This is a genomic window from Streptomyces sp. NC-S4, from assembly GCF_054353315.1.
Map to the genome: position 1 here is coordinate 5,223,211 of NZ_CM135937.1, position 24,752 is coordinate 5,247,962.

The window sequence follows — 24,752 nt, forward strand, 5'->3', positions numbered from 1 at the left end:
GGGTACACATGTCGCGTGAACCGAACCGATGTTCTTGAAACCGACGCCCCTCGCGAGGTCGTGGGCCTGCGCGAGCTGGCCTCCCGGCACGCGCTGCTGCCCCTGCGGCTCTTCCTCGGCGTGACCTTCGTGTACGCCGGTCTCGACAAACTGACCGACCCGGCGTTCCTCTCCGCCTCCGGTGACGGCTCCATCGGCGACCTGATGCGCGGGGTGCGCGACACCTCCGCGATCCCCGCCCTCGTGGACCTGTCGCTGAACTCGCCCGTCGGCTTCGCCGTCGCCCTGGCCATCGCCGAGATCCTGGTCGGCCTCGGGGCCCTGGCCGGCCTGCTGACCCGTGTCGCGGCCGTCGGCGGGGCGCTGATCGCGCTCAGCCTGTGGCTCACGGTGTCGTGGGCGGTGACCCCGTACTACTACGGCAACGACCTGATCTACATGATGGCGTGGACCCCGCTGATCCTGGCCGGGGCGCCCTACCTGTCGCTGGACTCGCTGATCCGGTCGCGCTTGTCCCGGCGCACGGCGTAGGTCACCAGCCCGACCAGCGCGGCGAGGGTGAGCCCGCCCATGGCGATCGGGACGACCGCGAACCAGGGCAGGTCCGCCTCGCCGGTGCTGTCGAGCAGGTAGAGCACGCCCGCCACCAGCAGGGCCAGCCCCGCGATCAGCCGTCCCGGCTGGAACTCATGACGCCGCACGGGCCACCTCCACCTGTCCGAAGTCCGCACCGAGGTGCAGTTCGATCGTCCCGCCCGCCTCGGTGCCGGGAGCCGGCGCGAGGGTTTCCGTACGGTTCTGCGCCCCGGCCCGCTCGATCCGGTCCGCGCGGTCCCCGGGCATCTGCACGTCGCCCACCCGGTGGATGGTGACGTCGGCCAGCGCGGTGACCTCCCGCGGCAGGACCACCTTGAGCCGGCCCGCCCCGATGGACGCCTCGACGGCCACGGTGGTGCCCTTCGGCACGTCCAGGCGGCTCAGGTCCAGCGTGGCGAGCCCGGTCCCGGCCTCGTACACGGGCTTCACGTCGGCCACCGCGGCCGGACGCCACTCGACCTCCCGCCAGTCCGTGCCGATCTCCCGTGGCAGGACGGCGGCGCCCGCGAGCAGGCCCGCGGTGAACACGGCCAGCACCACGGTGCCGAAGCCGGTGCGGCCCAGCAGGGAGCTGACCGCGAGGCCCAGACCGAAGACGACCAGCGCGGCGGCGAGTCCGGTCTGCAGGGCCTGGCCGAGCGGGTTGCCCTCCCAGGTGGCGGCGGTCCCCGCGATCCCGGCGAGCAGCGCCAGCACGAAGACCCGGCCGCCGATGCCGCCGCGCGGGCGGGCCGGGGCGGCGGGCGCCTTCGGGAACGAGCGCGGCGAGCGGCCGGCCGCCACCGGGTCCACGGTGTCGTCGGGCCCCCACAGGTATCCCGTCCCGCCGACCGGGCCGGTCGTACCGTCCTTCACCAGCGGGTCCCGCCACCAGGACGGGCCGCCCGGGGTGGGCGGCGCCTGCGTCTCCGGCGGGGCGGGCGAGTGCGCGGCGCGCGGTGTGCCGCCGGCCGGGTCGGGCGCCTGCGCCTCGGGCCGGCCGGTGTGCCGCTTGCGCTGCGACCAGTACGAGGCCCCGCCCAGCGCCAGGACCACCAGCACCGAGAAGACCGCCAGCCCGCCGTTGTCCAGCATCGACAGGAACAGCGCGCAGCCCACCAGCGCGGCGAACACCGCCGCCAGCGTGGCCCCCTCGACCCGGCCGGTCAGCAGCTTCTTCGCCTCGCTGTCGTCCTCGCCCTCCAGCGGGAGCAGCAGCCACGCGAAGCCGTAGAAGATCAGACCGACGCCGCCGGTGACCGCGAGGACGCCGAGGACGATGCGGAAGACCACCGGGTCCAGGTCGAAGTACCGGCCGAGGCCGCCGCACACGCCCGCGAGGACCTTGTCGCGCTTGCTGCGGCGCAGGAGCGGCCTGCCGTCGGCGGCCCGCGGGGCCCCGGGCCCGGCCGGCGGGGCGTCGTGTACTTCGGTCATGGGTCCATGGTGACGGGCCGCGGAAGCGCTCGGCATCGGGCCCTACCCTGGTGCAACCCTGATATCCCCCCGGTACAAGTGGGGGAACGCCCTGATGACCGGCCCCCGCCGGGCGTGTGACCCTTGGTGACATGCCCGTAGCCGCCACTCCCCGATCCCCGCACGCGCCGGACGCCGACGAGGTGCCGCAGCGCAAGCTCTACCGCAGCGCCGACGGCCGGATGCTCGGCGGTGTCGCGCGCGGTCTGGCCGGGCACCTCGGGCTTCCGGTGGGCTGGGTCCGCCTGGCGTTCCTGCTGCTGTTCATGTGGGGCGACGGGCTGGGCGTGCTGCTGTACGCCGCGTTCTGGGTCTTCGTACCGCTCGGCGTCGGCGGCCGGACCGGACACCGCTCCTTCTTCGAGACCCTCCCCGACGGCGCCCGACGGCTGCGCAAGCCCGACCGGGGGCAGATCACCGCGCTGATCGCCCTGTGCATCGGTGCGGGCATCTTCATCTCCAAGGTCCAGCTCGGCGGCGCGTCCGGCCGGTACGTGTGGCCGACGCTGCTGGTCGGGGCCGGGGTCGTGCTGGTGTGGCGGCAGGCCGACAACGCCCGCCGCGCCCACTGGTCCACGGCCGCCGAACGGCGCGGACGCCTCTTCCAGGTCGCGCGGGCCCTCGCCGGTGTCGTCCTGGTCGGGGTGGGCCTGACCGTCTTCATCGTCGTACGGGGCTCCGCCGCGCAGCTCGGCAACGTCCTCACCGCCACCCTCGCCGTCCTCGTCGGCGTGGCCCTGCTCGCCGGACCCTGGCTGATCCGGATGACCCAGGACCTGTCGGAGGAACGCCTGATGCGCATCCGCGCCCAGGAGCGCGCCGAGGTCGCCGCCCACGTGCACGACTCGGTGCTGCACACCCTCACCCTGATCCAGCGCAACGCGGAGGACGTCTCCGAGGTGCGCCGCCTCGCGCGGGCGCAGGAACGCGAGCTGCGGAACTGGCTCTACAAGCCCGAGGGCACCGGCAAGGACGAGGCGGAGGAGCCGGCCACCCTCGCGGAGGCCGTGAAGAAGACCGCCGCCGAGGTGGAGGACCACCACGGCGTCCCGATCGAGGTCGTGGTCGTCGGTGACTGCCCGCTCGACGAGCGGCTGGCGGCACAGATCCAGGCCGCGCGCGAGGCGATGGTCAACGCCGCCAAGTACGGTGGCGAGGGCGGGCCCGTACAGGTGTACGCGGAGGTGGAAGGGCAGACGGTGTTCGTGTCGGTACGGGACCGTGGACCGGGCTTCGACATCGACGCGGTACCCGGCGACCGCATGGGCGTACGAGAATCGATCATCGGCCGGATGCAGCGCAACGGCGGGACCGCGCGGCTGCGGTCCGCGCCCGACGGCGGCACGGAAGTCGAGCTGGAGATGGAGAGGGCGGCGAACACAGGATGACCGAGGCCGGAGAGAACGCAGGCGTGGGGGAGACCAGGCGCGTCCGCGTGGTGCTCGTCGACGACCACAGGATGTTCCGTACGGGGGTGCAGGCCGAGATCGGCGAGACCGACCGGACGGGCGTCGAGGTCGTCGGCGAGGCGGCCGACGTCGACCAGGCCGTCACCGTCATCACCGCCACCCGCCCCGAGGTGGTCCTGCTCGACGTGCACCTGCCCGGCGGCGGCGGCGTCGAGGTGCTGCGGCGCTGCGCCCCGCTGATGGCGGCGGCCGTGAACCCCGTCAGATTCCTGGCGCTGTCGGTGTCGGACGCGGCCGAGGACGTCATCGGGGTCATCCGGGGCGGTGCGCGCGGGTACGTCACCAAGACCATCACCGGCACCGACCTGGTGGACTCGGTCTTCCGCGTGCAGGACGGGGACGCGGTGTTCTCGCCGCGGCTCGCGGGATTCGTGCTCGACGCGTTCGCCTCGACGGACGCGCCGCCGGTCGACGAGGACCTGGACCGGCTCACGCAGCGCGAGCGCGAGGTGCTGCGGCTGATCGCGCGCGGGTACGCGTACAAGGAGATCGCCAAGCAGCTCTTCATCTCGGTGAAGACGGTCGAGTCCCACGTCTCGGCCGTCCTGCGCAAGCTCCAGCTCTCCAACCGGCACGAGCTGACCCGCTGGGCGACGGCCCGCCGGCTGGTGTGAGTCCGGGGGCAGACGTCTGACCTGCGGTGTGACCCACGCCGCAGGCCGACCTGGCAACCGGGAGCGCACACGGTGCCCTCTAGGGTGGCGTGATGAGCTTGACCGGTACACCCTTCTTCGCGACGGTGATCGCCCTGACGGTGATCGCCGTCATCCTTCCGCTGGCCGTGTGGAGCAAGGTGCGCGGCCCGGCCGCCGTACGCACCCTCCTGCGGGCGCTGATGGTGGTGTTCGCCCAGGTCACAGCCATCGCAGTGGTGTTCGTCGCGGTCAACCGGGCCGAGCACTTCTACGCGTCCTGGAGCGACCTCCTCGGCACCGGCAAGTACGTCACGGCCGCCCCCGACCTCGGCCCGGACGGGCTCGGCGGCAAGAAGGTCGAGGAGGCGCCGAAGGTCAAGCAGGAGTTCCAGCCGGTGGAGGGGGTCGGCGGGCGGGTCCGGAAGACCGAGCTCGACGGCAAGATCTCCGGGGTCAAGGGCGACGTCATGGTGTGGCTGCCGCCGCAGTACGACGACCCGGCGTACAAGGACAAGAAGTTCCCGGTGGTCGAGCTGATACCGGGCATACCGGGGACGGGGAAGTCCTGGTTCCAGGGGCTCAAGGCGCACGAGGTGCTGGAGCCGCTGATGAAGAGCGGCAAGGTGCAGCCGTTCATCCTGGTCTCGCCGCGCGCCATGCTGCTCGGCAACGGCGACACCGGCTGCGCCAACATCCCCGGCAAGGTCAACGCGGACAGCTGGTTCAGCGTCGACGTCCGCAAGATGGTCGTCGACAACTTCCGGGCCTCGGACGAGGCCCGCACCTGGGGCGTGGCCGGCTATTCGGCCGGCGCCTACTGCGCCGCCAAGCTCGCCATCGCCCACCCCGACCGCTACAGCGCGGCCGTCTCCCTGTCCGGCTACAACGACCCCGGGCAGGAGCCCTCGTCGCTGGTCGCCAAGGACCCCGAGCTGCGCAGGACGCACAACCTGAAGAACTGGCTCCAGGCCGCGCCCACCCCGCCCGCGGTGGCGCTGTGGATGTCGGGGGCCGAGCAGGACGGCTACCTGTCCGGCACGGACCTCAAGGCGATCGCCAAGAGCCCGACCGTGGTGCACGCGGAGAAGGTCGTCGGCGGGCACAACCTCGAGTCGTGGTCCAAGCAGCTCCCGCAGACCTTCGGCTGGCTCAGCGGCGTGGTCAAGGCCCCGTAGAGGGCCTATGCGGGGCGGGAGGCGCCGGCCCAGGGCATCGAGTCGATCGGCGCCAGCCGGACCGTCGACCCGGGGCGCGGGGCGTGGACCATCTGGCCGTTGCCGACGTAGAGGCCGACGTGGGTGACCCCGGAGTAGAAGAACACCAGGTCGCCGGGGGCCAGCTGGTCGCGGGAGACGCGCCGGCCGGCGTTGATCTGGGTGTAGGTGGTGCGGGGCAGCGAGACCCCGGCCGAGCGCCAGGCCGCCTGGGTCAGGCCGGAGCAGTCGAAGGACCCCGGGCCCGTCGCGCCCCAGACGTACGGCTTGCCGATCGCCCCGTACGCGAAGGCCACGGCGCGGCCCGCGCGCGAACCGTCGGACGGGGGCGCGGGCGCGGTGGCCCCGGCGGGGGAGGAAGCGGCGGCCGCGGCGGGGCCGGTGGCCGGTCCGCCGGGCGACTGGGCCTCGTAGGCGGCCCGCTCCTCGGCGGTGAGCTTGGCCAGCAGGTTCTTCGCGGCGGTGAGCTTCTCCTCGGCCTCCGCCTTGTGGGCGGCGAGTTCGTCCTGCCGGGAGCGGAGGTCGGCGAGGTGCCCGGCGGCCTGCTCGCGGAGCTTGCCGACCTCGTCGAGCCGGCGGCGCACGGTGGTGATCCCGGCGGCGTTGCGGTCCCCGGCGCGGGAGACGAAGGCGGCCTGGGAGAGGTACTCCTGGGGGTCGGAGGCCAGCGCGAGCTGGACGGCGGTGCCCAGGGAGCCGCTGCGGTACTGGGAGGCGGCGAGCGTTCCGAGCGCGCTGCGGGCGGTGTTGAGCTGGTCGGTCTTGCGGGCGGTCTCTTCGCGCAGTCCGGTCAGTGCGCGTTCGGCCTCGTCCGCCTGTTCCTTCGCCCCGTTGTACCGCTCGGTCGCCGCCTCGGCCTCCTCGTAGAGCCGGTCCACCTCCGACTTGACCTGGGCGGGGGTGGGCCGGGGGGCGGCCTGGGAGGTGCCTTCGAGGACGGTGGCGGTGGCAGCGCCCGCGAGGGCGAGGGTGGCGGCGGTCGTCCGTGCCGGGCCGCCGGAGAGCGGGCGCTGCCTGGGCTTTCTATGACTGGCCACGCGGGCCTCACGTCCTTCCTCTGTCGGTGCCTGGAGGAGGACGCTAGACCTGCGGGTTACGGGCGGATGACGCGATGATCGCAAGTGGCCCGATACGACCGGAGCTGGCCGCCGAAGACCGGAGCGGATCGTTCCGGTGTGGGTCAGTGCCAGAGAACGGCGATGAAGATGTTGATCACGGTCAGTCCGCCGACCGCGCCGAACAGCCCCTTGTCCACGTGCTCCTCGTCGCGCTTGACGTAGACGAGGCAGAGGATCACGAAGAGGATCGCGAGCTTCACGCCGACCTTGATGTTGTTGACGGGGGTCCCGTCCATCTGGTTGAAGCCGACCAGGAGCACGCCGGTCACGAGCATGGTGAGCGCGCCGTGCAGCATGGCGGGCGTGAATCGGGCGGTGCCCGCGCTCATCGCCTTCATCTGGGTCAGGAAACCGCCGAGGAGGGCGGCGATCCCGATGATGTGCAGGCCGACGAAGACATTGATGAGTGCGTCCATGGCGTCGAGCGTACGAGGCGGCCCGGTCAGCCGAAGAAGCGGGTCAGCTCGTCCGTGACGGCCTCCGGCCGCTCCTCCGGGAGGTAGTGGCCGCTGCCGTCGACGCGGACCACCCGGGTGTCGGTGCCGAGCGCCGGGACGTCGGCGAGCAGGCGCTCGTAGTTGCTGTGCTCGCCGCCGAGCGCGAGCAGCGGGGCGGTCACGGGGGAGTAGCCCGCGAGGTCGTCGATGTCCTGGCGGAAGGTCTGGTACCAGGCGTTGCCGGCCCGGATCGCGTCCGGGGAGTCGTACGCGCGGGCGTACACCGCGCGGGAGTGGTCGTCGATGGCGGCGGGGTCGGCGGTCATGGTCGCGAACAGCCAGTCCAGCAGCACGCGGTAGCGGCCGGCGAGGAGCTGCTCGGGCAGGCCCGCTACCTGGTTGAAGGCGAACCACCACAGGTGGCGCAGGCCGGGGCGGGGCAGCAGGGGCAGCTGTGCCCAGGCCTCCTCGGGGTGCGAGACGTCGAGGAGGGCGAGCCGGCGGGTGGCGTCCGGGTGGTTGGCGGCGTGGGCGTAGGCGACCATCGCGCCGATGTCGTGCCCGGCGAAGTGCGCCGACCGGATCGCGAGGTGTCCGAGGAGGGCGTGGACGTCGGCGGCCATCGTCTTCTTGTCGTAGCCGGTGGCGGGCTTGGCGGAGTCGCCCATGCCGCGCAGGTCGACGGCGATCACCCGGTACCGGCGGGCCAGGGCAGGCATCACCTTGTGCCACTGCCACCAGGTCTGCGGCCAGCCGCCGAGGAGCACGAGCGGCGTGCCGCCGCCGCCCTCCACGTAGTGCAGCCGGGTGCCGTTGACCTCGGCGTGGTGACTGGTGAAGCCCCCGTCGAGGGAGGCGGCCAGGGTGGCGTCGTCGAGCGGGGCGGTGGCGGGCCGGGGCATGGCGGATCCGTCCTCGTGGCGTTGACCGTTCGAAGATTTCGTACGGTTGGATGGCTAGACCGTACGAGATCTTCGAACGGTTTGGCAATGTCCGTACGAGATCTGCGTACAGTGGGGTCATGCCTGCTGCCGCCGCCGAGCCGACCCATCCCGCCGCCGACCGGATCGAGCTGGTCGAGGTCCTGGCGGCGCTCGGACACCCCGTCCGGCTGGAGATCGTCCGCAAGCTGTCCTCCGGCGAGGAGGCGTTCTGCGGCGAGGTCGTCCCCGACCTGCCCCGCTCCAGCGTCACGCACCACCTCAGGACACTGCGCGAGAGCGGCGTGATCTGCCAGCGCCCCCAGGGCCGCAAGCTCTTCCTCGCGCTGCGCCGCGCGGACCTCGAGCTCCGTTTCCCCGGTCTGCTCGAACTCGTGCTGGCCTGTCGGTCCCGCCCCCTAGACTCGGAATGCGATGAGCAGCCTCTTTGACGACAGCTTCCTGGCGGACCTCACCCCCTCCGACGAGGTCCCGCCGCCACCCGAGGAGTACCCCGCCCCGGAGGCGGGTGCGGACGACCTCTTCGGGGGTCACTTCGACGTACCCATGACCGGGGACGCGTACTACCGGGACGGCGCCCCCAGGCCCGTCATCGACCCGGCGACGCTCCTGGACGGCCTGAACGAGCAGCAGGCCGCCGCCGTGGTGCACGCGGGCTCCCCGCTGCTCATCGTGGCCGGCGCCGGCTCGGGCAAGACCCGGGTGCTGACCCACCGCATCGGACACCTGCTGTCCGCGCGGAACGTCCACCCCGGCCAGATCCTGGCGATCACCTTCACCAACAAGGCCGCCGGTGAGATGAAGGAGCGCGTCGAGGGACTGGTCGGCCCGCGCGCGAACGCCATGTGGGTCTCCACCTTCCACAGCGCCTGCGTGCGCATCCTGCGCCGCGAGTCCAAGCGGCTCGGCTTCACGTCCTCGTTCTCGATCTACGACGCGGCCGACTCGAAGCGCCTGATGGCGCTCGTCTGCCGGGACCTGGACCTGGACCCGAAGAAGTTCCCGCCGAAGGCCTTCAACGCCAAGATCTCGAACCTGAAGAACGAGCTGATCGACGAGGAAGCCTTCGCCGACCAGGCCGTGGACGGGTTCGAGAAGACCCTGGCCCAGGCGTACGCGATGTACCAGGGGCGGCTGCGCGAGGCCAACGCCCTCGACTTCGACGACATCATCATGACCACGGTCCACCTGCTCCAGGCGTTCCCGGACGTCGCCGAGCACTACCGGCGCCGCTTCCGGCACGTCCTCGTCGACGAGTACCAGGACACCAACCACGCCCAGTACACGCTGGTGCGCGAGCTGGTCGGCACCGGCTACCCGGACCTGCCCCCGGCCGAACTGTGCGTGGTGGGTGACGCCGACCAGTCGATCTACGCCTTCCGCGGCGCGACCATCCGCAACATCCTCCAGTTCGAGGAGGACTACAAGGACGCGACGACGATCCTGCTGGAGCAGAACTACCGCTCCACGCAGACGATCCTCTCCGCGGCCAACGCGGTCATCGAGCGCAACGAGAACCGCCGCGCCAAGAACCTGTGGACCCAGGCCGGCACCGGCGCCGTCATCACCGGCTACGTCGCGGACACCGAGCACGACGAGGCCCAGTTCGTCGCCGACGAGATCGACCGGCTCACCGACGCGGGCGACGCCAAGGCGGGCGACGTCGCGATCTTCTACCGGACCAACGCGCAGTCCCGCGTGTTCGAGGAGATCTTCATCCGGGTCGGACTGCCCTACAAGGTCGTCGGCGGCGTCCGCTTCTACGAGCGCAAGGAGGTCCGCGACGTCCTCGCGTACCTGCGCGTCCTCGCGAACCCGGAGGACAACGTCCCGCTGCGGCGCATCCTGAACGTGCCCAAGCGCGGCATCGGCGAGCGCGCCGAGGCGATGATCGACGCCCTCGCGATGCGCGAGAAGATCACCTTCCCGCAGGCGCTGCGCCGCGTGGACGAGGCCTTCGGCATGGCCGCGCGCTCCACCAACGCGGTGAAGCGCTTCAACGTGCTGATGGAGGAGCTGCGCACGATCGTCGACTCGGGCGCGGGCCCGGCGGTGGTGCTGGAAGCGGTGCTGGAGCGCACGGGCTACCTCGCCGAACTCCAGGCGTCGACCGACCCGCAGGACGAGACGCGCATCGAGAACCTCCAGGAACTCGCGGCCGTGGCGCTGGAGTTCGAGCAGGCGCGGGAGGCCGCGGCGGCCGAGGCCGCGGAGACCGGCGCCCCGGCGCCCGGGTCCGGCACCCTGGCCGAGTTCCTGGAACAGGTCGCGCTCGTCGCCGACTCCGACCAGATCCCGGACGAGGACACCGAGGGCACGGGCGTCATCACGCTGATGACCCTGCACACCGCCAAGGGCCTCGAATTCCCGGTGGTCTTCCTGACCGGCATGGAGGACGGGGTCTTCCCGCACATGCGGGCCCTGGGCCAGACCAAGGAGCTGGAGGAGGAGCGCCGCCTCGCGTACGTCGGCATCACACGGGCGCGCGAGCGGCTGTACCTGACCCGCTCCAGCATGCGCAGCGCATGGGGCACGCCCTCGTACAACCCGCCGTCGCGCTTCCTGGAGGAGATTCCGTCGGAGTACCTCCAGTGGAAGCGGACGGGCGCGACCCAGAAGCCGGCCGGTCCGATGCGGAGTTCGGGGTACGGGTCCTCGTCGTCCGGATCGGGCAGGGCGACGTTCGGCACCTCGCCGGAGGCGTTCCTGTCCTCGTCGCGCACGAAGTCGGGCCCGTCCGGGTTCGCGACGCGGCGGGCCGCCGACAAGCCGGTCATCGCGCTGGTGGTCGGGGACCGGGTCACGCACGACCAGTTCGGGCTGGGCACCGTCATGGAGGTCAAGGGGGCGGGCGCGGACGCGCAGGCCACCATCGACTTCGGGGACGACAAGCCCAAGCGGCTGCTGCTGCGTTACGCGCCGGTGCAGAAGCTGTAGGGCGGCGGGCGGCCGCGCGGCCTCCGGGCCGTGCGGCGCTCACACGCCGGGGGTGTGCCGGGCGGTTCCGCGGGGCGGTTCCGCCGACCGGTTACGTCGGGTCCAGGTCGTGGCTGCGGAGCCACGACAGGGGGTCGATCGCGGACCCGCCGCCGGGCCGGACCTCGAAGTGCAGGTGCGGGCCGGTGGAGTTGCCGGAGTTGCCGGAGTAGGCGATGACGTCGCCGGCCTTGACCTTGCCGGACCGGATCTTGGTGCTGCTGAGGTGGCAGTACCAGGTCTCGGTGCCGTCGGGCGAGGTCACGATGGCCATGTTGCCGTAGGCGCTGTTCCACTGCGTGCGCACGGTGCCGTCGGTGGCCGACATGACCGGCGTCCCGTAGGAGACCGGGAAGTCGATGCCGGTGTGCACCGACATCCACATGCCGCCGGCCTGGCCGAAGTTGGCGCTCAGGCCGTGCTGGTTGACGGGGATGGCGAACTTGGGGCGGGCGGCCTCCTTGGCCGCGGCCTCCTCCGCTTTCTTCTTCTTTTCCTCTTCCTGGCGCTCGCGCAGGTCGATGCGCTCCTGCGTGCGGCTCGCGCGGTCCGCGAAGTCGCCCGCGTCGGCGCTGAGCGCGACCAGTTGGGTGTCGAGCTTGGTGTTCGCCGCGACCGGCTTCACCGAGGCCGGGTCGGGCGCGGCCATGGTGGTGGGCTCTTCGCTGGGCCGGTCCGTGCCGGTGAGACCGCCGACGGAGGCGGCCGCGACGCCCGCGACGCCCATCACGCAGGCGGAGGGCACGGCCACGGTCAGCAAGGCGGAACGCTTCGCCGGGCTGCGGCGACGGCTGCTGCCGCCGGCGCCGGTGCCCGCCTTGGCGGCGGCGCCGGCCTTGGCGTTGCCCTTGGTGCTTCCCTTGGCGGCGGTCCGGCGCGCCGAGCGCGGGGCCGAGGTCACGGGCATGGCCTGGGTGGGCAGGTCGTGGACCGCGGACGCCTCGGGTGCCTCGGGGGTCTCGGCGGGTGCCTCGTGGACCTGCGGGGTTTCGTCGGAGAGCACCTCGAAGACGGCGGTCTCGCTGTAGGTGTCCGTCCCGGCCTCGAAATCGGCCTCGAAACCGGTCTCGAATCCGCTCTGGTGACCGGGGTCGACGACGACGGCCTGGGTGGCCTCGTAGGCGTAGCCGACGGAGGTGGCCTGGTACGCGTACTCCTGCTGCGCGGGCTCGGGCTCCGGCGTGGGCTGGTACTCGTAGGCGTAGGCGGCCTCGGGCTGGGCCGGGGTCTCGGCGACGGTGTTCCACGCGGTGGCGTCGTAGGCGCCGGTCTCGGTGCCGGTGGTGCCGTAGCCGGGCATCGCCCAGTGCCCGGTCTGCTCGCCGGAGGTGTCGTAGCCGAAGGAGGGCTGCTGGTACTGCGCGTAGCCGGAGTAGTCCGTGCTCGGCGTGTTCCAGGCGCTCGCGTCCCAGCTCCCGGTGGTGTCCTCGGGAGCGGCCTGGGTGGGGACCGTGGACAGGTAACTGTCCTGCGAGGTCCACGCGGTGGAGTCGTACGCGCCGGTGTCGTAGGAGCCGTAGGCGGCGTAATTGACCCCCTGGCCCTGCGTTTCATAGGAAACGTAGGCCGAGTCACCAGCGAAAGCGGTGGTGGAAAGGCCGTCGTACCCGGCATCCGGGTACTGGCCCGACGTGGGGCGGTCGTTCACCAACTTCTCTTTCGCCTCGGCAGTGGGGGCCTGGGTGGCCGGGAACTCAAGGTTCACCGGAGGAGAGCAGTGGCGTGACTGTACCCGGCGGTTACTAGCAACGACAATCTTCGCCGGGTCCCCAGATCTCCGGAACCGGGCATTCGGCCGTCTTTCGGTCGCCGAAATGCGGACCCTTGGCCTTGAGTTCGAAATTAGTTCGACTGGCGGTCGCTCGTCGGCTACGCGACGGAGGCGGTGTCCGGGCCCGCGACGGCGGCCAGGCCGGGCCCTTCGAGGGTGCGCCGGACCGCCGCGATGACGGCGGGATGGATGGCCAGCGCGAGATGTCCGATACCGGTGACCTGCACGTTCTCCACACACAGATCCGGGTGCTCGATCCGCGCGGCCCCGGCCGGTGTCGTGATCGCGTCGAACTCGCTCCAGAACGCCACGCACCGGGTGGCACAGCCGGGCGCCGGTGCGGCGAGCTCGGTCAGCACCTCGGAGTCCGGGCGGATCTGGCGGATCAGGGGGTGCGCGTCCATGAAGGGGGCGACCCGGGTGCCGGAATGCGGGGTGCCGAGGGTGACGAGGGTCCTGACCCGTGTGTCGCCACCCAGTCGCTGTACGTAGTAACGGCCGACCAGCCCGCCCAGGCTGTGTCCGACCAGATCCACCCGCTCCTGTCCGGTGCGCTCGCACAGCTCCTCGACACGCCGGGCGAGATGACGGGCGGTGACGCGCAGGTCGAGGGTGAAGGGCGAGTAGTTGTACGCCTCCACGTGCCGGCCTCCCGCCCCGAGGGCACGGCGCAGCAGGACGAAGACGGACCGGTTGTCGGTGAACCCGTGGAGCAGGAGGACCGGCGGCCGTGTGACGGGCGGCCGGGCCCCGACCTTCTCCTGGCACACCCCGGTGGGGTACAGCAGGAGGTGCCCGCCGAGCACCATCACCTCGAGCGCGCCGGCCCGCAGCGCGGCGCCGGACAAGGGCACGGACATGGGTATGGACAGCCCCATAGACGGCCTCCCCTGAGCCTGTGAGGGACCGCGACGCTCGCGCCACCGTGCCGTGCGGCTGTCGGCACGGTGGCGCAATGCCGTCCCACGTGTGATTTCCCCCTCGTGATTGACCGCGAAACGGCGGCGTGCGCGATGCTGTACTTAACGTTCGTTCACTCGGGAGGCAGTGCGATGGGTGTGACCGGTCCGATCCGTGTGGTGGTGGCCAAGCCGGGTCTCGACGGCCACGACCGCGGGGCCAAGGTGATCGCGCGGGCGCTGCGGGACGCGGGCATGGAGGTCATCTACACCGGCCTCCACCAGACCCCCGAGCAGATCGTGGACACCGCCATCCAGGAGGACGCCGACGCGATCGGCCTCTCGATCCTCTCCGGCGCCCACAACACGCTCTTCGCGCGCGTGCTGGAGCTCCTCGCGGAGCGCGACGCGGAGGACATCAAGGTCTTCGGCGGCGGGATCATCCCGGAGGACGACATCGCCCCCCTGAAGGAGAAGGGCGTGGCCGAGATCTTCACGCCCGGCGCGACGACGACCGCCATCGTGGAGTGGGTCCGCGCCCACGTCCGCCAGTAGCCTCCGGCGGTTCGGCGGCGGCGGGGCCTGCGCCGCGGCGCGCCCCGCACGCCACCACGCGGGCCGGCGCCCGGGTCTCCGAACCGTGCGACGCCACGACGCGTACCTGCGCCCTCGCCGCGTTCGGGACACGGGTCCGCGCCGGAGCCCCGGCAGGCCGTCTTTTTCGGATCCTGCCGGGCCCGCGGCAGCCGCGCCGCCCGGCGGCGTTGCCGGGCTCGCCCGAGCACGGCCCGTACGAGGGCGCCCCTCTGGCGGCAGCCGGAGGACCCGGGCCCGTCCGGCGAGGTCCGAAGGGGTCGGCCGAGCTCCCCGCAGGGGTCAGGCCGGGGCCAGTTCGGCCAGCATGGCCGCGCGGAGCCGGAGGGTCGAGACGAGCCGCTGGAAGGCCTCGGCCCAGTACGCGGCCGCGCCGGGGGCCGCGTCCGGCAGATCCTCCGCGGCCGTGGTCAGGGCCTCCAGCCTGCCCGCTTCCGCAGGGTCGAGGCAGCGCTCCGCCAGCCCCATCACCCCGCTGAAGCTCCACGGGTAACTGCCCGCGTCCCGCGCGGTGTCCAGCGCGTCCACGACCGCCCGGCCCAGCGCTCCCGCCCACGGCACGACGCACACCCCGAGCAGCTGGAACGCCTCCGACAGCCCGTGGGCCCGGATGAACTCCGCGACCCACTCCGCCCGCTCCGCGTGCGGGAGGGTCTCCAGCAGCTTGGCCCGCTCCGCGAGCGAGGCCGTGCCCGGGCCCGCCGCGGGCGGCGCGGACGCCGGGCCGAGCAGGGCCCGTGACCACGGCGCGTCGCGCTGGCGCACGGCGGCCCGGCACCACGCCGCGTGCAGCTCCTCCGTCCAGCCGTCGGCCGCGGCCACCGGCAGCGCCACTATCTCCGCCGGGCCGAGCCCCCCGAACCTCTCCCGCCAGCACGACAGCGGCGCCGCCTCCACCAACTGGCCGAGCCACCAGGCCCGCTCCCCGCGCCCCGCGGGCGGCCGCTTGACCACCCCGTCGCGGAGCATCCCCGCGTCGCACTCGGCGGGCGGAGTCACCCCCTGGGGGCCCACACAGGACAGCGCGCGCTCCGCCATCCGCCCGGCCAGCGCCGAGGCCGGCAGCGCCGACAGCAGCTCTGCGGCCGTGGCGCGGACATTGCGGCTGCGGTCGCCCAGCGCCGCCTCCAGGAAGGGCTCGTCCCCCTCCGAGAGCCCCACCCGCAGCGAATCGAGGAACATCAGCCGGTCCTCGGCCCGTTCGGTGGCCCAGGTCGTCATCAGCAGCCGCGGCGCGGCCGCCGCGTCATGGGCCCGGACGGCCCCGAGCAGGGCCACCCGCTCCGCGAACAGCCCCTCCTGCCACAGCCGTTCCACCGCCGCCCGGTCCGTCACCTCCGGCAGTTCCCCGGCGCCGCCCGAACCGCCGCGCAGGGCGAACCGCCAGTCCGGATTCATCCGCGCCAGCCACAACCCCCGCGTCCCGGCCAGGGCCAGGGCCTGCGGCCGCAGGTCCGTACGGGCCCGGGCCGCGTCCAGCAGCGCCGGTACGAGCGCGGCCGGCGAGCGGTAGCCGTGCCGCGCGGCGGCGGCCAGCCACTGGGGCAGCAGCTCCGTCAGGTCCGGGGCGGTCCCGCGCCGCCCGCCGCCGTTGACCGGGCCGCTGCGGCCCGCCAGCAACTGCGCGAGCCTGCGGCCGGCCGCCTCCGGCGGCGCCGGCCGGGGGTCCCGGGGCGCGGGCTCCGGGCGCGGCCCGGCCTCGGCCGGACGCAGCCCGGCCCGGCGCCGCACGGCGTGCAGGGCCGCCGCGTCCAGCAGTGCCTCCGGTGAGCCCGCCGGGCCCCCGCCCCGGCGCCGCTCGGTGCCCAGCAGCGCGGCGGCGACCAGCTGCTCCCACTCCCCGTACCCCTCGTCACCCTTGTCCATCGGGCCCCTCCCTCGTCGCTCGTCGCTCGTCGTCGGTCGTCCGTCGCGTCATGGGCTCCGGTCCCGCCCCCTCCACGGGACCGGAGCTGTCGATGTTCCCGTCCGCCTGCTCAGCTGGCGTGGTTGTCGTTCATGCAAGCCCCCCGGCTCGTCGTCGTTTCCCGTGCGGCGCCCCCCGGCGCCGTACGTCTCCTCGCCGCCCCCGTGTGACGGCACAGGACCCCCCAGGCCCCCTGCGATGTGTTCCTTTTTCCGCTCCTGATCAGGACAGGGCGACGGGCTCGGTCGAGTCCGGCTGCCAGGCCGTCAGAGGGGTGAATCCGCGGTGGCCGCACTCGCCGAACACCGTCACCGGGCCTCCGCCCGACAACGCCGCCAGCTGCCAGAGCCCCCCGCGGGAGCGGCCACCGCCCCCGGTGAGGGACACCGGCAGGGCACAGGTGCCCTCCGCGTCCGCCAGCTGCCAGCCGAGCTCTCCCGGTATCGGAACCACCGGACCGAGCACCACCGGCCAGGACTCCAGCCACGGGTCCTGCTGCAGGGCCGCCCCGTACGCCTCCAGAGCCGCCCCCGTGCTCACCCCGGCCGGAACCTCCGCGCACGGCACGGCTGCCGCGAACCTCTCACCGAGGTCCGCCCGCAGCCCCGCCGACCCGGGCCGGAAGCGCATCTCCGCCTCCAGCACCAGCCCCACCGGCAGTGCCAGCCCCGGAGGCCGCCCCGGCGGCCCGAAGTCCAGCACCAGAGCGGGCCGCCCGCCCGCCAGCCCGCGCAGCCATATCCGGCGGGTGGTGAGCCGGCCGTCCGGCGACACCGTGTCGTACTGGGCGAGCACCAGCCACCGGTCCCGTACGGCCTCCCCCTCCCCGGAGGCCGGCAGTCCCACGCGGCTGCGCACCGTCGCCGCCAGCTCTTCCGGCAGCCCGGCCACCCCCAGCCATGCCCGGTCGAGCAGGTGCAGCAGCGCCGCCTCCTCCAGCATCCGGGCGGGCCAGCCGGGGCCGCAACTGGGTATCGTCCCCAACTCCCTTACCCGGGACGCCAGTCCGGGCGCCTGGGCGTCGACCATGCGGGCCGCCGTCTCCTCCCATCCCGCGTACCCCGCCTGCTCCTGGCCCGCGAGGCCGCCGCGCAGCAGATCGGCCAGCCGCTGCTCCAGCTCGGTGACGCCCGCGCCGACGCGCGCCGCCCGCCGCTCGGCCCGCTTCCGGGCCCCCTCCTCGTCGGCCGGCGCGGCCCTCCCGCCGGACGGCCGCGCGGCCTTGGCCGCCCGGTCCGCCAGCCACTGCGCGGCCCACTCCGGAGCCTCGCCCGGCTCGCCGACCCCCTCCGCCGACCAGAGCAGCAGCAGCCCCAGAGCGTGCTTGCAGGGGAACTTCCGGCTCGGACAGGAGCACTTGTACGCGGGGCCCGTCAGGTCCACGACCGTGCGGTACGGCTTGCTGCCGCTGCCCTTGCACAACCCCCACACCGAACCGGAAGCGGAACCTCCGGTCTGCAACCACGGCCCCGCCCCGCCGAGTCTGCCACCCGCCTTGCGTGAGGCATCGTCAGGAGCCAGATCCAGTACCTGTTCCGCTGTCCAGCGGTCCCCCTGATCAGTCATGTGAACAACCGTAGAGACCCCCACTGACAATCGCTCTGACCTGCAACAACGCTATCGGGCAGGCCCGTTGTCAGTGGCGTGGTGCACCGTGGGAGCAGCAGTCGGGAGCGGCTGCCGAGCTTTGGAGGGGGACCATGACCATGCACGGGAACGAGCAGCGAGCAGAGGCTCTGCGACCGCATGCCGAAGACGCATTCGCACACGAACTGAAAGCCCTGGCGGCCGCCGACGACCGGCCCCGCCCGACCCGCTGGAAGCTCTCCCCGTGGGCCGTCGCCACGTACCTGCTCGGCGGCACGCTCGACGACGGCACGGTGATCACACCCAAGTACGTGGGCCCGCGCCGCATCGTCGAAGTGGCCGTCACCACCCTGGCCACCGACCGCGCCCTGCTCCTGCTGGGCGTCCCCGGCACCGCCAAGACCTGGGTGTCGGAACACCTCGCGGCCGCCGTCAGCGGCGACTCCACCCTCCTGGTCCAGGGCACCGCCGGCACCCCCGAGGAAGCCATCCGGTACGGCTGGAACTACGCCCGGCTGCTCGCCCACGGCCCCAGCCGCGAGGCGCTCGTCCCCAGCCCCGTCATGCGGGCCATGGCCGACGGCATGACCGCCCGCGTCGAGGAGCTCACCCGCATCCCCGCCGACGTCCAGGACACCCTCATCACCGTCCTGTCCGAGAAGACCCTCCCGATACCGGAGCTCGGCGAAGAGGTGCAGGCCGTGCGCGGCTTCAACCTCATCGCCACCGCCAACGACCGCGACCGCGGGGTCAACGAGCTCTCCAGCGCACTGCGCCGCCGCTTCAACACCGTGGTGCTGCCCCTGCCGGCCACCGCCGACGCCGAGGTCGACATCGTCGCCCGCCGCGTCGACCAGATGGGCCGCGCCCTCGACCTGCCGGCCGCGCCCGAAGGCCTGGAGGAGATCCGCCGCGTCGTCACCGTCTTCCGCGAGCTGCGCGACGGCGTCACCGACGACGGCCGTACGAAGGTGAAGTCGCCCAGCGGCACCCTGTCCACCGCCGAGGCCATCTCCGTCGTCACCGGCGGCCTGGCGCTGGCCGCCCACTTCGGGGACGGCGTGCTGCGCCCCTCCGACGTGGCCGCCGGGATCCTCGGCGCCGTGGTCCGCGACCCGGCGGCCGACAAGGTGGTCTGGCAGGAGTACCTGGAGGCCGTGGTCCGCGAGCGCGACGGCTGGAAGGACTTCTACCGGGCCTGCCGGGAGGTGACCGGATGAGCCCCAGCCCGACGAAGGGCCCGCTGCTGCTGGGCGTACGGCACCACGGGCCCGGCTCGGCCCGAGCCGTCCGGGCGGCCCTGGAAGCGGCCCGGCCCGGGGCCGTGCTGATCGAGGGCCCGCCCGAGGGGGACGCGCTGCTGCCGCTCGCCGCCGAGGAAGGGATGCGGCCGCCCGTCGCGCTCCTCGCACACGCCGCGGACGATCCGGGGCGGGCCGCGTTCTGGCCGCTGGCCGGGTTCTCACCCGAATGGGTGGCCATCCGCTGGGCCCAGGAGCACGACGTCCCGGTCCGCTTCATCGACCTCCCGGCGGCGCACTCGCTCGCCGCCGGAGACGAAGGTCAGGAAGGGGACGGGTCCGAGGCCGTCCGGCTGGACCCCCTGGCCGTGCTGGCCGAGACCGCCGGGTACGACGATCCCGAGCGCTGGTGGGAGGACGTGGTCGAGCACCGCGGCGCCGGAGGCGCACGGGAGGACGTGCTCGGCGCCTTCGAAGCGCTCGGCGAGGCCATGGGCGCCCTGCGCGAGGCGTACGGCGACGGGGGCCACCGCCGCGACCTGGTGCGCGAGGCGTACATGCGCCAGCGGATGCGCGCCGCCCGCCGGGAGTTCGGCGACGCCTACGCCGTGGTGTGCGGGGCCTGGCACGTCCCCGCGCTGCGGGCCAAGACCACCGTGGCCGCCGACAAGGCGCTGCTGAGCGGCCTGCCCAAGGTCAAGGTCGAGACCACCTGGGTGCCCTGGACGCACCGCAGGCTCGCCCGGGCCGGCGGGTACGGCGCGGGGATCACCTCCCCCGGCTGGTACGCCCACCTCTTCTCCGCCCGGGACCGGCCCGTCGAGCGGTGGCTGACCAAGGTCGCCGGCCTGCTGCGGGAGGAGGACCGGCAGGTCTCCTCGGCACACGTCATCGAGGCGGTCCGGCTGGCCGAGACCCTCGCCGCGATGCGGGGGAGGCCGCTGCCCGGCCTGACGGAGACCCTGGAAGCGGTCCGGGCGGTGATGTGCGACGGCTCCGACATACCGCTCGCGCTGATCGAGGACCGGCTCGTCGTCGGTGACGTGCTCGGCGAGGTCCCGGACGGAGCCCCCGTCGTACCCCTCCAGCGCGACCTGACGCGACAGCAGCGCACACTGCGGCTCAAGGCCGAGGCGCAGGACCGCGAGCTGGAACTGGACCTGCGCAAGGACACCGACACGGCGAAGTCCCTGCTGCTGCACCGGCTGCGGCTGCTCGGCATCGGCTGGGGCACGCCCGCCGCCTCCCGGGCCGGCACCGGAACCTTCCGGGAGACCTGGCGGCTGCGGTGGGAGCCGGAGCTGTCGGTGCGGATCGCCGAGGCCGGGATATGGGGGACCACCGTCCTCGGCGCGGCCACCGCCAAGGCCGAGGCGGACGCCGCCGCGGCCGAGGAACTGGCCGGGATAACGGCCCTGGCCGAGCAGTGCCTGCTGGCCGGGCTCGCGCAGGCGCTGCCCGCCGTACTGCGGGCCCTCGCGGACCGGGCCGCGCTGGACACCGACGTGGCGAAGCTCGCCAAGGCCCTGCCGGCCCTGGCCCGTTCGCTGCGGTACGGGGACGTCCGGGGCACCGACGCGACGGCGCTCGGCGCCGTGGCGGCCGGGCTCGCCGAGCGGATCTGCGTGGCGCTGCCGTCGGCCTGCACGGCCGGGCTGGACGCCGACGCGGCGGCGGAGATGCGCGGGCACGTGGACGGCGTGCACGGAGCGATCGGCCTGCTGGCGGACGCCGACGCAGGGCTGCGCGAGCGCTGGTCCGCGGTGCTCGCCACGCTGGCCGACCGGGACACCGTGCCCGGCCTGATCCGCGGCCGGGCCGCCCGGCTGCTCCTCGACGACGGGCGGCTGCCGGCCGAGGAGACGGCCCGGCTGATGGGGCTCGCCCTGTCCCCGGCATCCGCCCCGGCCGACGCGGCGGGCTGGATCGAGGGCTTCGCGGGCGGGAGCTCGGGCGGGGGCACGCTGCTGGTCCACGACGACCGGCTGCTGGGCCTGATCGACACCTGGCTGGTCGGGGTGCCGGAGCGCGCCTTCACCGACGTGCTCCCGCTCCTGCGGCGGACGTTCGGGGCGTACGAGCCGGGCGTGAAGCGGACCCTGGGCGAGCTGGTGCGACGCGGGCCGGGCGGTGCGGGGGCCACGGCCCCGGCGTCCGCGGCCCCCGAAGGCTTCGCCCCCGAGCTGGACCCGGTCCGGGCCGACGCGGTGGTGGAGCTGGTGCGGATGCTGCTCGCCGCGTGAGGTGCGGTGCCGTTGCCGGGGCTCCGCCCCGTACCCCGCGCCTCGAACGCCGGCGGGGCTGACAGAACACGACGAGTGCAGGGGGACGGACGGATGGGCGGTAGGGACATGGACGCGGGAGTACGACACGAAACCGCGGACCGCGCCGGAGGCGAACGGCTGCGGCGGTGGCGGATGGTGCTCGGCGGCGGAGAGGCCGACGGCACCGGCTGCGCGCTGACCGGGCGGGACGCGGCGATGGACGCCGCGCTCGGCGCGCTGTACGGCGGGGGAGGCGAGGCGGGGTCCCGCAGGGCATCGGGGGCACGGTCGGCCGGGCTCGGCGGGTCCGCGCCGAACGTGGCCCGCTGGCTCGGGGACATCCGCACGTACTTCCCGAGCTCCGTGGTCCAGGTCATGCAGCGCGACGCCATCGAGCGGCTGGGCCTGGCCGCCCTGCTGCTGGAACCGGAGATGCTGGAGGCCGTCGAACCGGACGTGCACCTGGTCGGCACCCTGCTCTCCCTGAACAAGGCGATGCCCGAGACGACGAAGGAAACGGCACGGGCCGTGGTCCGCAAGGTGGTCGAGCAGCTGGAGAAGAAGCTCGCGACGCGCACCCGGGCGACCCTGACCGGCGCACTGGACCGGTCCGCGCGGATCAGCCGTCCCCGGCACCGCGACATCGACTGGGACCGCACGATCCGGGCCAACCTCAAGAACTACCTGCCCGAGTACCGCACCGTCGTCCCCGAGCGGCTGATCGGCTACGGCCGGGCGGCGCAATCGGTCAAGAAGGAGGTGATCCTCTGCATCGACCAGTCGGGTTCGATGGCGGCCTCCGTCGTCTACGCCTCCGTCTTCGGCGCGGTCCTCGCCTCGATGCGCTCGATCGCCACCCGTCTGGTCGTCTTCGACACCGCCGTCGTCGACCTGACCGACCAGCTCGACGACCCGGTCGACGTCCTCTTCGGCACCCAACTGGGCGGTGGCACCGACATCAACCGCGCCCTCGCCTACTGCCAGTCGAAGATCACCCGGCCCGCCGACACCGTCGTCGTCCTCATCAGCGACCTCTACGAGGGCGGTATCCGCAACGAGATGCTGAAGCGGGTCGCCGCGATGAAGGCGGCGGGCGTCGAGTTCGTGACCCTGCTGGCCCTCTCCGACGAGGGCGCCCCGGCCTACGACCGCGAACACGCCGCGGCCCTCGCGGCGCTCGGGGCACCGGCCTTCGCCTGCACCCCCGACCTGTTCCCGGACGTGATGGCCGCGGCGCTGGAGAAACGCCCCCTGCCGACGGCCTGACGGCCGCGCCCCGGCCTTTGCTGTGAATCGGTGAATCACACGAACTTCCAGCTCAACCGTGAGGCGATCTGTGACAGGTATCACCGCTCAGGTGTGATCTGCGATTTAGGGTCCCACGTCCCTCGGGGATAACCTGCGGGACGGACATGCCGCGTCCACGGTCACCGTGTGCGCCTTCCTTGTGACAGCGCCGTCACGTTGCCCTCCGCGGCACGCCCACGCAGATAGCAGACAACCGCGAATCACTGCGAATCTTTAAAAAGACAAGGGACGGACGCGCGTGGACCTGTTCGAGTACCAGGCGAGGGACCTCTTCGCCAAGCACGGTGTACCGGTGCTGGCCGGTGAAGTCATCGACACGCCTGAGGCGGCTCGCGAGGCCACCGAGCGGCTGGGCGGCAAGTCGGTCGTCAAGGCGCAGGTGAAGGTCGGCGGCCGCGGCAAGGCCGGCGGCGTCAAGCTCGCCGCCACCCCGGACGAGGCCGTCGCCCGCGCGACGGACATCCTGGGCATGGACATCAAGGGCCACACGGTCCACAAGGTGATGATCGCCGAGACCGCTCCCGAGATCCTCGAGGAGTACTACGTCTCGTACCTGCTGGACCGCACCAACCGCACCTTCCTGGCCATGGCCTCGGTCGCGGGCGGCATGGACATCGAGCAGGTCGCCGAGGAGACCCCGGAGAAGCTCGCCAAGGTCCCGGTGAACGCCAACGAGGGCGTGACCATCGAGAAGGCCCGCGAGATCGTCGCGCTGGCGAAGTTCCCGGCCGAGGTCGCCGAGAAGGTCGCGGAGGTCCTCGTGACCCTGTGGGCGACCTTCATCGCCGAGGACGCGCTCCTCGTCGAGGTCAACCCGCTCGCGAAGGTCGCCTCCGGTGACGTCATCGCGCTCGACGGCAAGGTTTCGCTCGACGAGAACGCCGAGTTCCGCCAGCCGGGTCACGAGGAGTTCGTGGACCACGCGGCCGCGAACCCGCTCGAGGCCGCGGCCAAGGAGAAGAACCTCAACTACGTCAAGCTCGACGGTGAGGTCGGCATCATCGGCAACGGCGCGGGTCTCGTCATGAGCACCCTCGACGTCGTCGCGTACGCCGGTGAGAACCACGGCGGCGTCAAGCCCGCCAACTTCCTGGACATCGGTGGTGGCGCCTCCGCCGCCGTCATGGCCAACGGTCTCGAGATCATCCTCGGCGACCCGGACGTCAAGTCCGTCTTCGTCAACGTCTTCGGTGGCATCACCGCCTGTGACGAGGTCGCCAACGGCATCGTCCAGGCTCTGCAGCTGCTCGAGGACAAGGGCGAGGCGGTCACCAAGCCGCTGGTCGTCCGTCTCGACGGCAACAACGCCGAGCTGGGTCGCAAGATCCTCTCGGACGCCAACCACCCGCTGGTGCAGCGCGTGGACACCATGGACGGCGCGGCCGACAAGGCCGCCGAGCTCGCGGCTGCGAAGTAAGGGCAGAGGTCACAGACTCACATGGCTATCTTCCTCAACAAGGACAGCAAGGTCATCGTCCAGGGCATGACCGGTGCCACGGGCATGAAGCACACCAAGCTGATGCTGGCTGACGGCACCAACATCGTCGGCGGCGTGAACCCGCGCAAGGCCGGCACGACCGTCGACTTCGACGGCACCGAGGTCCCGGTCTTCGGCTCCGTCGCCGAGGCGATGGAGAAGACGGGCGCCAACGTCTCCGTCCTCTTCGTCCCGCCGGCCTTCGCCAAGGCCGCCGTGGTCGAGGCGATCGACGCCGAGATCCCGCTGGCCGTCGTCATCACCGAGGGCATCGCGGTGCACGACTCCGCCGCCTTCTGGGCGTACGCGACCGCCAAGGGCAACAAGACCCGGATCATCGGCCCGAACTGCCCGGGTCTGATCACCCCCGGCCAGTCCAACGCCGGCATCATCCCGGGCGACATCACCAAGCCCGGCAAGATCGGTCTCGTGTCCAAGTCGGGCACGCTGACCTACCAGATGATGTACGAGCTCCGTGACATCGGCTTCACCTCCGCCGTCGGCATCGGTGGCGACCCGGTCATCGGCACCACGCACATCGACGCCCTGGAGGCCTTCGAGGCCGACCCGGACACCGAGCTGATCGTCATGATCGGCGAGATCGGCGGCGACGCCGAGGAGCGTGCGGCGGACTTCATCGCGAAGAACGTCACCAAGCCGGTCGTCGGCTACGTGGCGGGCTTCACCGCCCCCGAGGGCAAGACCATGGGCCACGCCGGCGCCATCGTCTCCGGCTCCTCCGGCACCGCGCAGGCCAAGAAGGAGGCCCTCGAGGCCGCCGGCGTGAAGGTCGGCAAGACGCCGACCGAGACCGCGAAGCTGGCGCGCGAGATCCTCGCCGCCAAGTAAGCGCGACGCGACAC

Annotated in this window: 21 protein-coding genes; 12 read left to right on the plus strand and 9 right to left on the minus strand. The window is 72.7% G+C overall.

Going from position 1 to position 24,752, the window contains the following annotated elements:
* The first annotated feature begins 15 nt into the window (after positions 1-15).
* The gene (locus ACXNSR_RS23600; protein ID WP_458637469.1) at positions 16-531 is read left to right on the plus strand and encodes a TQO small subunit DoxD; all 516 of its coding nucleotides are present in this window, start codon (positions 16-18) and stop codon (positions 529-531) included.
* Here the strand turns inward: ACXNSR_RS23600 and ACXNSR_RS23605 are convergent.
* The gene (locus ACXNSR_RS23605) at positions 477-701 is read right to left on the minus strand and encodes a hypothetical protein (protein WP_458637470.1); all 225 of its coding nucleotides are present in this window, start codon (positions 699-701) and stop codon (positions 477-479) included. The two genes, ACXNSR_RS23600 and ACXNSR_RS23605, sit on opposite strands and share 55 nt — an antisense overlap.
* Positions 688-2,013 (minus strand): PspC domain-containing protein, encoded by a 1,326-nt coding sequence (locus tag ACXNSR_RS23610; protein ID WP_458637471.1) that lies wholly within the window; start codon positions 2,011-2,013, stop codon positions 688-690. The genes ACXNSR_RS23605 and ACXNSR_RS23610 overlap by 14 nt, the downstream gene beginning before the upstream one ends.
* Before the next feature lie 131 nt (positions 2,014-2,144).
* On the opposite strand from ACXNSR_RS23610, the gene ACXNSR_RS23615 reads away from it, so the two are divergent.
* From ACXNSR_RS23615 to ACXNSR_RS23625, 3 genes are all read left to right on the plus strand, one after another.
* On the plus strand, positions 2,145-3,440 hold the full coding sequence (locus ACXNSR_RS23615) for an ATP-binding protein (RefSeq protein ID WP_458637472.1): 1,296 nt from the start codon (positions 2,145-2,147) through the stop codon (positions 3,438-3,440).
* Complete coding sequence (locus ACXNSR_RS23620; RefSeq protein ID WP_382510935.1) at positions 3,437-4,135, plus strand: LuxR C-terminal-related transcriptional regulator; 699 nt, start codon at positions 3,437-3,439, stop codon at positions 4,133-4,135. Before ACXNSR_RS23615 ends, ACXNSR_RS23620 begins: the two co-directional genes overlap by 4 nt.
* Positions 4,136-4,227: 92 nt before the next feature.
* The gene (locus ACXNSR_RS23625) at positions 4,228-5,331 is read left to right on the plus strand and encodes an alpha/beta hydrolase (protein WP_458637473.1); all 1,104 of its coding nucleotides are present in this window, start codon (positions 4,228-4,230) and stop codon (positions 5,329-5,331) included.
* 5 nt (positions 5,332-5,336) lie between these two features.
* On the opposite strand, the gene ACXNSR_RS23630 is transcribed toward ACXNSR_RS23625, so the two are convergent.
* The 3 genes from ACXNSR_RS23630 to ACXNSR_RS23640 form a co-directional block, all read right to left on the minus strand.
* On the minus strand, positions 5,337-6,407 hold the full coding sequence (locus ACXNSR_RS23630) for a C40 family peptidase (RefSeq protein WP_458637474.1): 1,071 nt from the start codon (positions 6,405-6,407) through the stop codon (positions 5,337-5,339).
* A 143-nt stretch (positions 6,408-6,550) separates the two neighbouring features.
* Positions 6,551-6,904 carry a hypothetical protein gene (locus ACXNSR_RS23635; protein WP_458637475.1) on the minus strand — a complete coding sequence of 118 codons (354 nt, stop codon included), beginning with the start codon at positions 6,902-6,904 and terminating at the stop codon, positions 6,551-6,553.
* A gap of 26 nt (positions 6,905-6,930) precedes the next feature.
* Positions 6,931-7,827: an alpha/beta fold hydrolase gene (locus ACXNSR_RS23640; protein WP_458637476.1), complete on the minus strand. Its 897-nt coding sequence runs from the start codon at positions 7,825-7,827 to the stop codon at positions 6,931-6,933.
* A gap of 119 nt (positions 7,828-7,946) precedes the next feature.
* On the opposite strand from ACXNSR_RS23640, the gene ACXNSR_RS23645 reads away from it, so the two are divergent.
* Together ACXNSR_RS23645 and pcrA are read left to right on the plus strand one after the other, a co-directional pair.
* Entirely contained in the window at positions 7,947-8,297 is a 351-nt protein-coding gene (locus tag ACXNSR_RS23645; RefSeq protein ID WP_458637477.1) for an ArsR/SmtB family transcription factor, read from the plus strand.
* Positions 8,281-10,803 carry a DNA helicase PcrA gene (gene pcrA, locus ACXNSR_RS23650; protein WP_458637478.1) on the plus strand — a complete coding sequence of 841 codons (2,523 nt, stop codon included), beginning with the start codon at positions 8,281-8,283 and terminating at the stop codon, positions 10,801-10,803. The genes ACXNSR_RS23645 and pcrA overlap by 17 nt, the downstream gene beginning before the upstream one ends.
* 91 nt (positions 10,804-10,894) lie before the next feature.
* On the opposite strand, the gene ACXNSR_RS23655 is transcribed toward pcrA, so the two are convergent.
* Positions 10,895-12,547 carry a M23 family metallopeptidase gene (locus ACXNSR_RS23655; RefSeq protein ID WP_458637479.1) on the minus strand — a complete coding sequence of 551 codons (1,653 nt, stop codon included), beginning with the start codon at positions 12,545-12,547 and terminating at the stop codon, positions 10,895-10,897.
* Positions 12,548-12,711: 164 nt separating this feature from the next.
* A complete protein-coding gene (locus ACXNSR_RS23660) occupies positions 12,712-13,491 on the minus strand; it encodes an esterase/lipase family protein (RefSeq protein WP_458637480.1) in 780 nt (259 codons plus the stop codon).
* Positions 13,492-13,665: 174 nt separating this feature from the next.
* On the opposite strand from ACXNSR_RS23660, the gene ACXNSR_RS23665 reads away from it, so the two are divergent.
* Entirely contained in the window at positions 13,666-14,067 is a 402-nt protein-coding gene (locus tag ACXNSR_RS23665; protein ID WP_458637481.1) for a cobalamin B12-binding domain-containing protein, read from the plus strand.
* 321 nt (positions 14,068-14,388) lie between these two features.
* Here ACXNSR_RS23665 and ACXNSR_RS23670 read toward each other — a convergent pair whose 3' ends face one another.
* Positions 14,389-15,972, minus strand: coding sequence for a DUF5691 domain-containing protein (locus tag ACXNSR_RS23670; protein WP_458637482.1), 1,584 nt, complete (start codon positions 15,970-15,972; stop codon positions 14,389-14,391).
* 262 nt (positions 15,973-16,234) lie between these two features.
* The gene (locus ACXNSR_RS23675) at positions 16,235-17,578 is read right to left on the minus strand and encodes an SWIM zinc finger family protein (RefSeq protein WP_458637483.1); all 1,344 of its coding nucleotides are present in this window, start codon (positions 17,576-17,578) and stop codon (positions 16,235-16,237) included.
* 134 nt (positions 17,579-17,712) lie between these two features.
* Between ACXNSR_RS23675 and ACXNSR_RS23680 the strand changes: the two genes are divergently transcribed.
* From ACXNSR_RS23680 to sucD, 5 genes are all read left to right on the plus strand, one after another.
* Complete coding sequence (locus tag ACXNSR_RS23680; RefSeq protein ID WP_458637484.1) at positions 17,713-18,819, plus strand: ATP-binding protein; 1,107 nt, start codon at positions 17,713-17,715, stop codon at positions 18,817-18,819.
* Positions 18,816-21,083: a DUF5682 family protein gene (locus ACXNSR_RS23685; RefSeq protein WP_458637485.1), complete on the plus strand. Its 2,268-nt coding sequence runs from the start codon at positions 18,816-18,818 to the stop codon at positions 21,081-21,083. Before ACXNSR_RS23680 ends, ACXNSR_RS23685 begins: the two co-directional genes overlap by 4 nt.
* Positions 21,084-21,176: 93 nt before the next feature.
* Complete coding sequence (locus ACXNSR_RS23690) at positions 21,177-22,370, plus strand: VWA domain-containing protein (RefSeq protein WP_458637486.1); 1,194 nt, start codon at positions 21,177-21,179, stop codon at positions 22,368-22,370.
* Positions 22,371-22,650: 280 nt separating this feature from the next.
* Positions 22,651-23,829, plus strand: coding sequence for an ADP-forming succinate--CoA ligase subunit beta (gene sucC / locus ACXNSR_RS23695; RefSeq protein WP_458637487.1), 1,179 nt, complete (start codon positions 22,651-22,653; stop codon positions 23,827-23,829).
* Positions 23,830-23,850: 21 nt separating this feature from the next.
* Complete coding sequence (gene sucD, locus ACXNSR_RS23700; protein WP_189733229.1) at positions 23,851-24,738, plus strand: succinate--CoA ligase subunit alpha; 888 nt, start codon at positions 23,851-23,853, stop codon at positions 24,736-24,738.
* Positions 24,739-24,752: the final 14 nt, after the last annotated feature.

Excerpts from the sequence above, each read along its gene's own strand:
- ACXNSR_RS23610 (WP_458637471.1), bottom strand. The coding sequence starts at position 2,013 with ATGACCGAAGTACACGACGCCCCGCCGGCCGGGCCCGGGGCCCCGCGG.
- ACXNSR_RS23640 (WP_458637476.1), bottom strand. The coding sequence starts at position 7,827 with ATGCCCCGGCCCGCCACCGCCCCGCTCGACGACGCCACCCTGGCCGCC.
- ACXNSR_RS23615 (WP_458637472.1), top strand. The coding sequence starts at position 2,145 with ATGCCCGTAGCCGCCACTCCCCGATCCCCGCACGCGCCGGACGCCGAC.
- ACXNSR_RS23685 (WP_458637485.1), top strand. The coding sequence starts at position 18,816 with ATGAGCCCCAGCCCGACGAAGGGCCCGCTGCTGCTGGGCGTACGGCAC.
- ACXNSR_RS23660 (WP_458637480.1), bottom strand. The coding sequence starts at position 13,491 with ATGGGGCTGTCCATACCCATGTCCGTGCCCTTGTCCGGCGCCGCGCTG.
- ACXNSR_RS23645 (WP_458637477.1), top strand. The coding sequence starts at position 7,947 with ATGCCTGCTGCCGCCGCCGAGCCGACCCATCCCGCCGCCGACCGGATC.
- ACXNSR_RS23670 (WP_458637482.1), bottom strand. The coding sequence starts at position 15,972 with ATGGACAAGGGTGACGAGGGGTACGGGGAGTGGGAGCAGCTGGTCGCC.
- pcrA (WP_458637478.1), top strand. The coding sequence starts at position 8,281 with ATGAGCAGCCTCTTTGACGACAGCTTCCTGGCGGACCTCACCCCCTCC.
- ACXNSR_RS23620 (WP_382510935.1), top strand. The coding sequence starts at position 3,437 with ATGACCGAGGCCGGAGAGAACGCAGGCGTGGGGGAGACCAGGCGCGTC.
- ACXNSR_RS23665 (WP_458637481.1), top strand. The coding sequence starts at position 13,666 with ATGGGTGTGACCGGTCCGATCCGTGTGGTGGTGGCCAAGCCGGGTCTC.
- ACXNSR_RS23680 (WP_458637484.1), top strand. The coding sequence starts at position 17,713 with ATGACCATGCACGGGAACGAGCAGCGAGCAGAGGCTCTGCGACCGCAT.
- ACXNSR_RS23675 (WP_458637483.1), bottom strand. The coding sequence starts at position 17,578 with ATGACTGATCAGGGGGACCGCTGGACAGCGGAACAGGTACTGGATCTG.
- ACXNSR_RS23625 (WP_458637473.1), top strand. The coding sequence starts at position 4,228 with ATGAGCTTGACCGGTACACCCTTCTTCGCGACGGTGATCGCCCTGACG.
- sucD (WP_189733229.1), top strand. The coding sequence starts at position 23,851 with ATGGCTATCTTCCTCAACAAGGACAGCAAGGTCATCGTCCAGGGCATG.
- ACXNSR_RS23635 (WP_458637475.1), bottom strand. The coding sequence starts at position 6,904 with ATGGACGCACTCATCAATGTCTTCGTCGGCCTGCACATCATCGGGATC.
- ACXNSR_RS23690 (WP_458637486.1), top strand. The coding sequence starts at position 21,177 with ATGGGCGGTAGGGACATGGACGCGGGAGTACGACACGAAACCGCGGAC.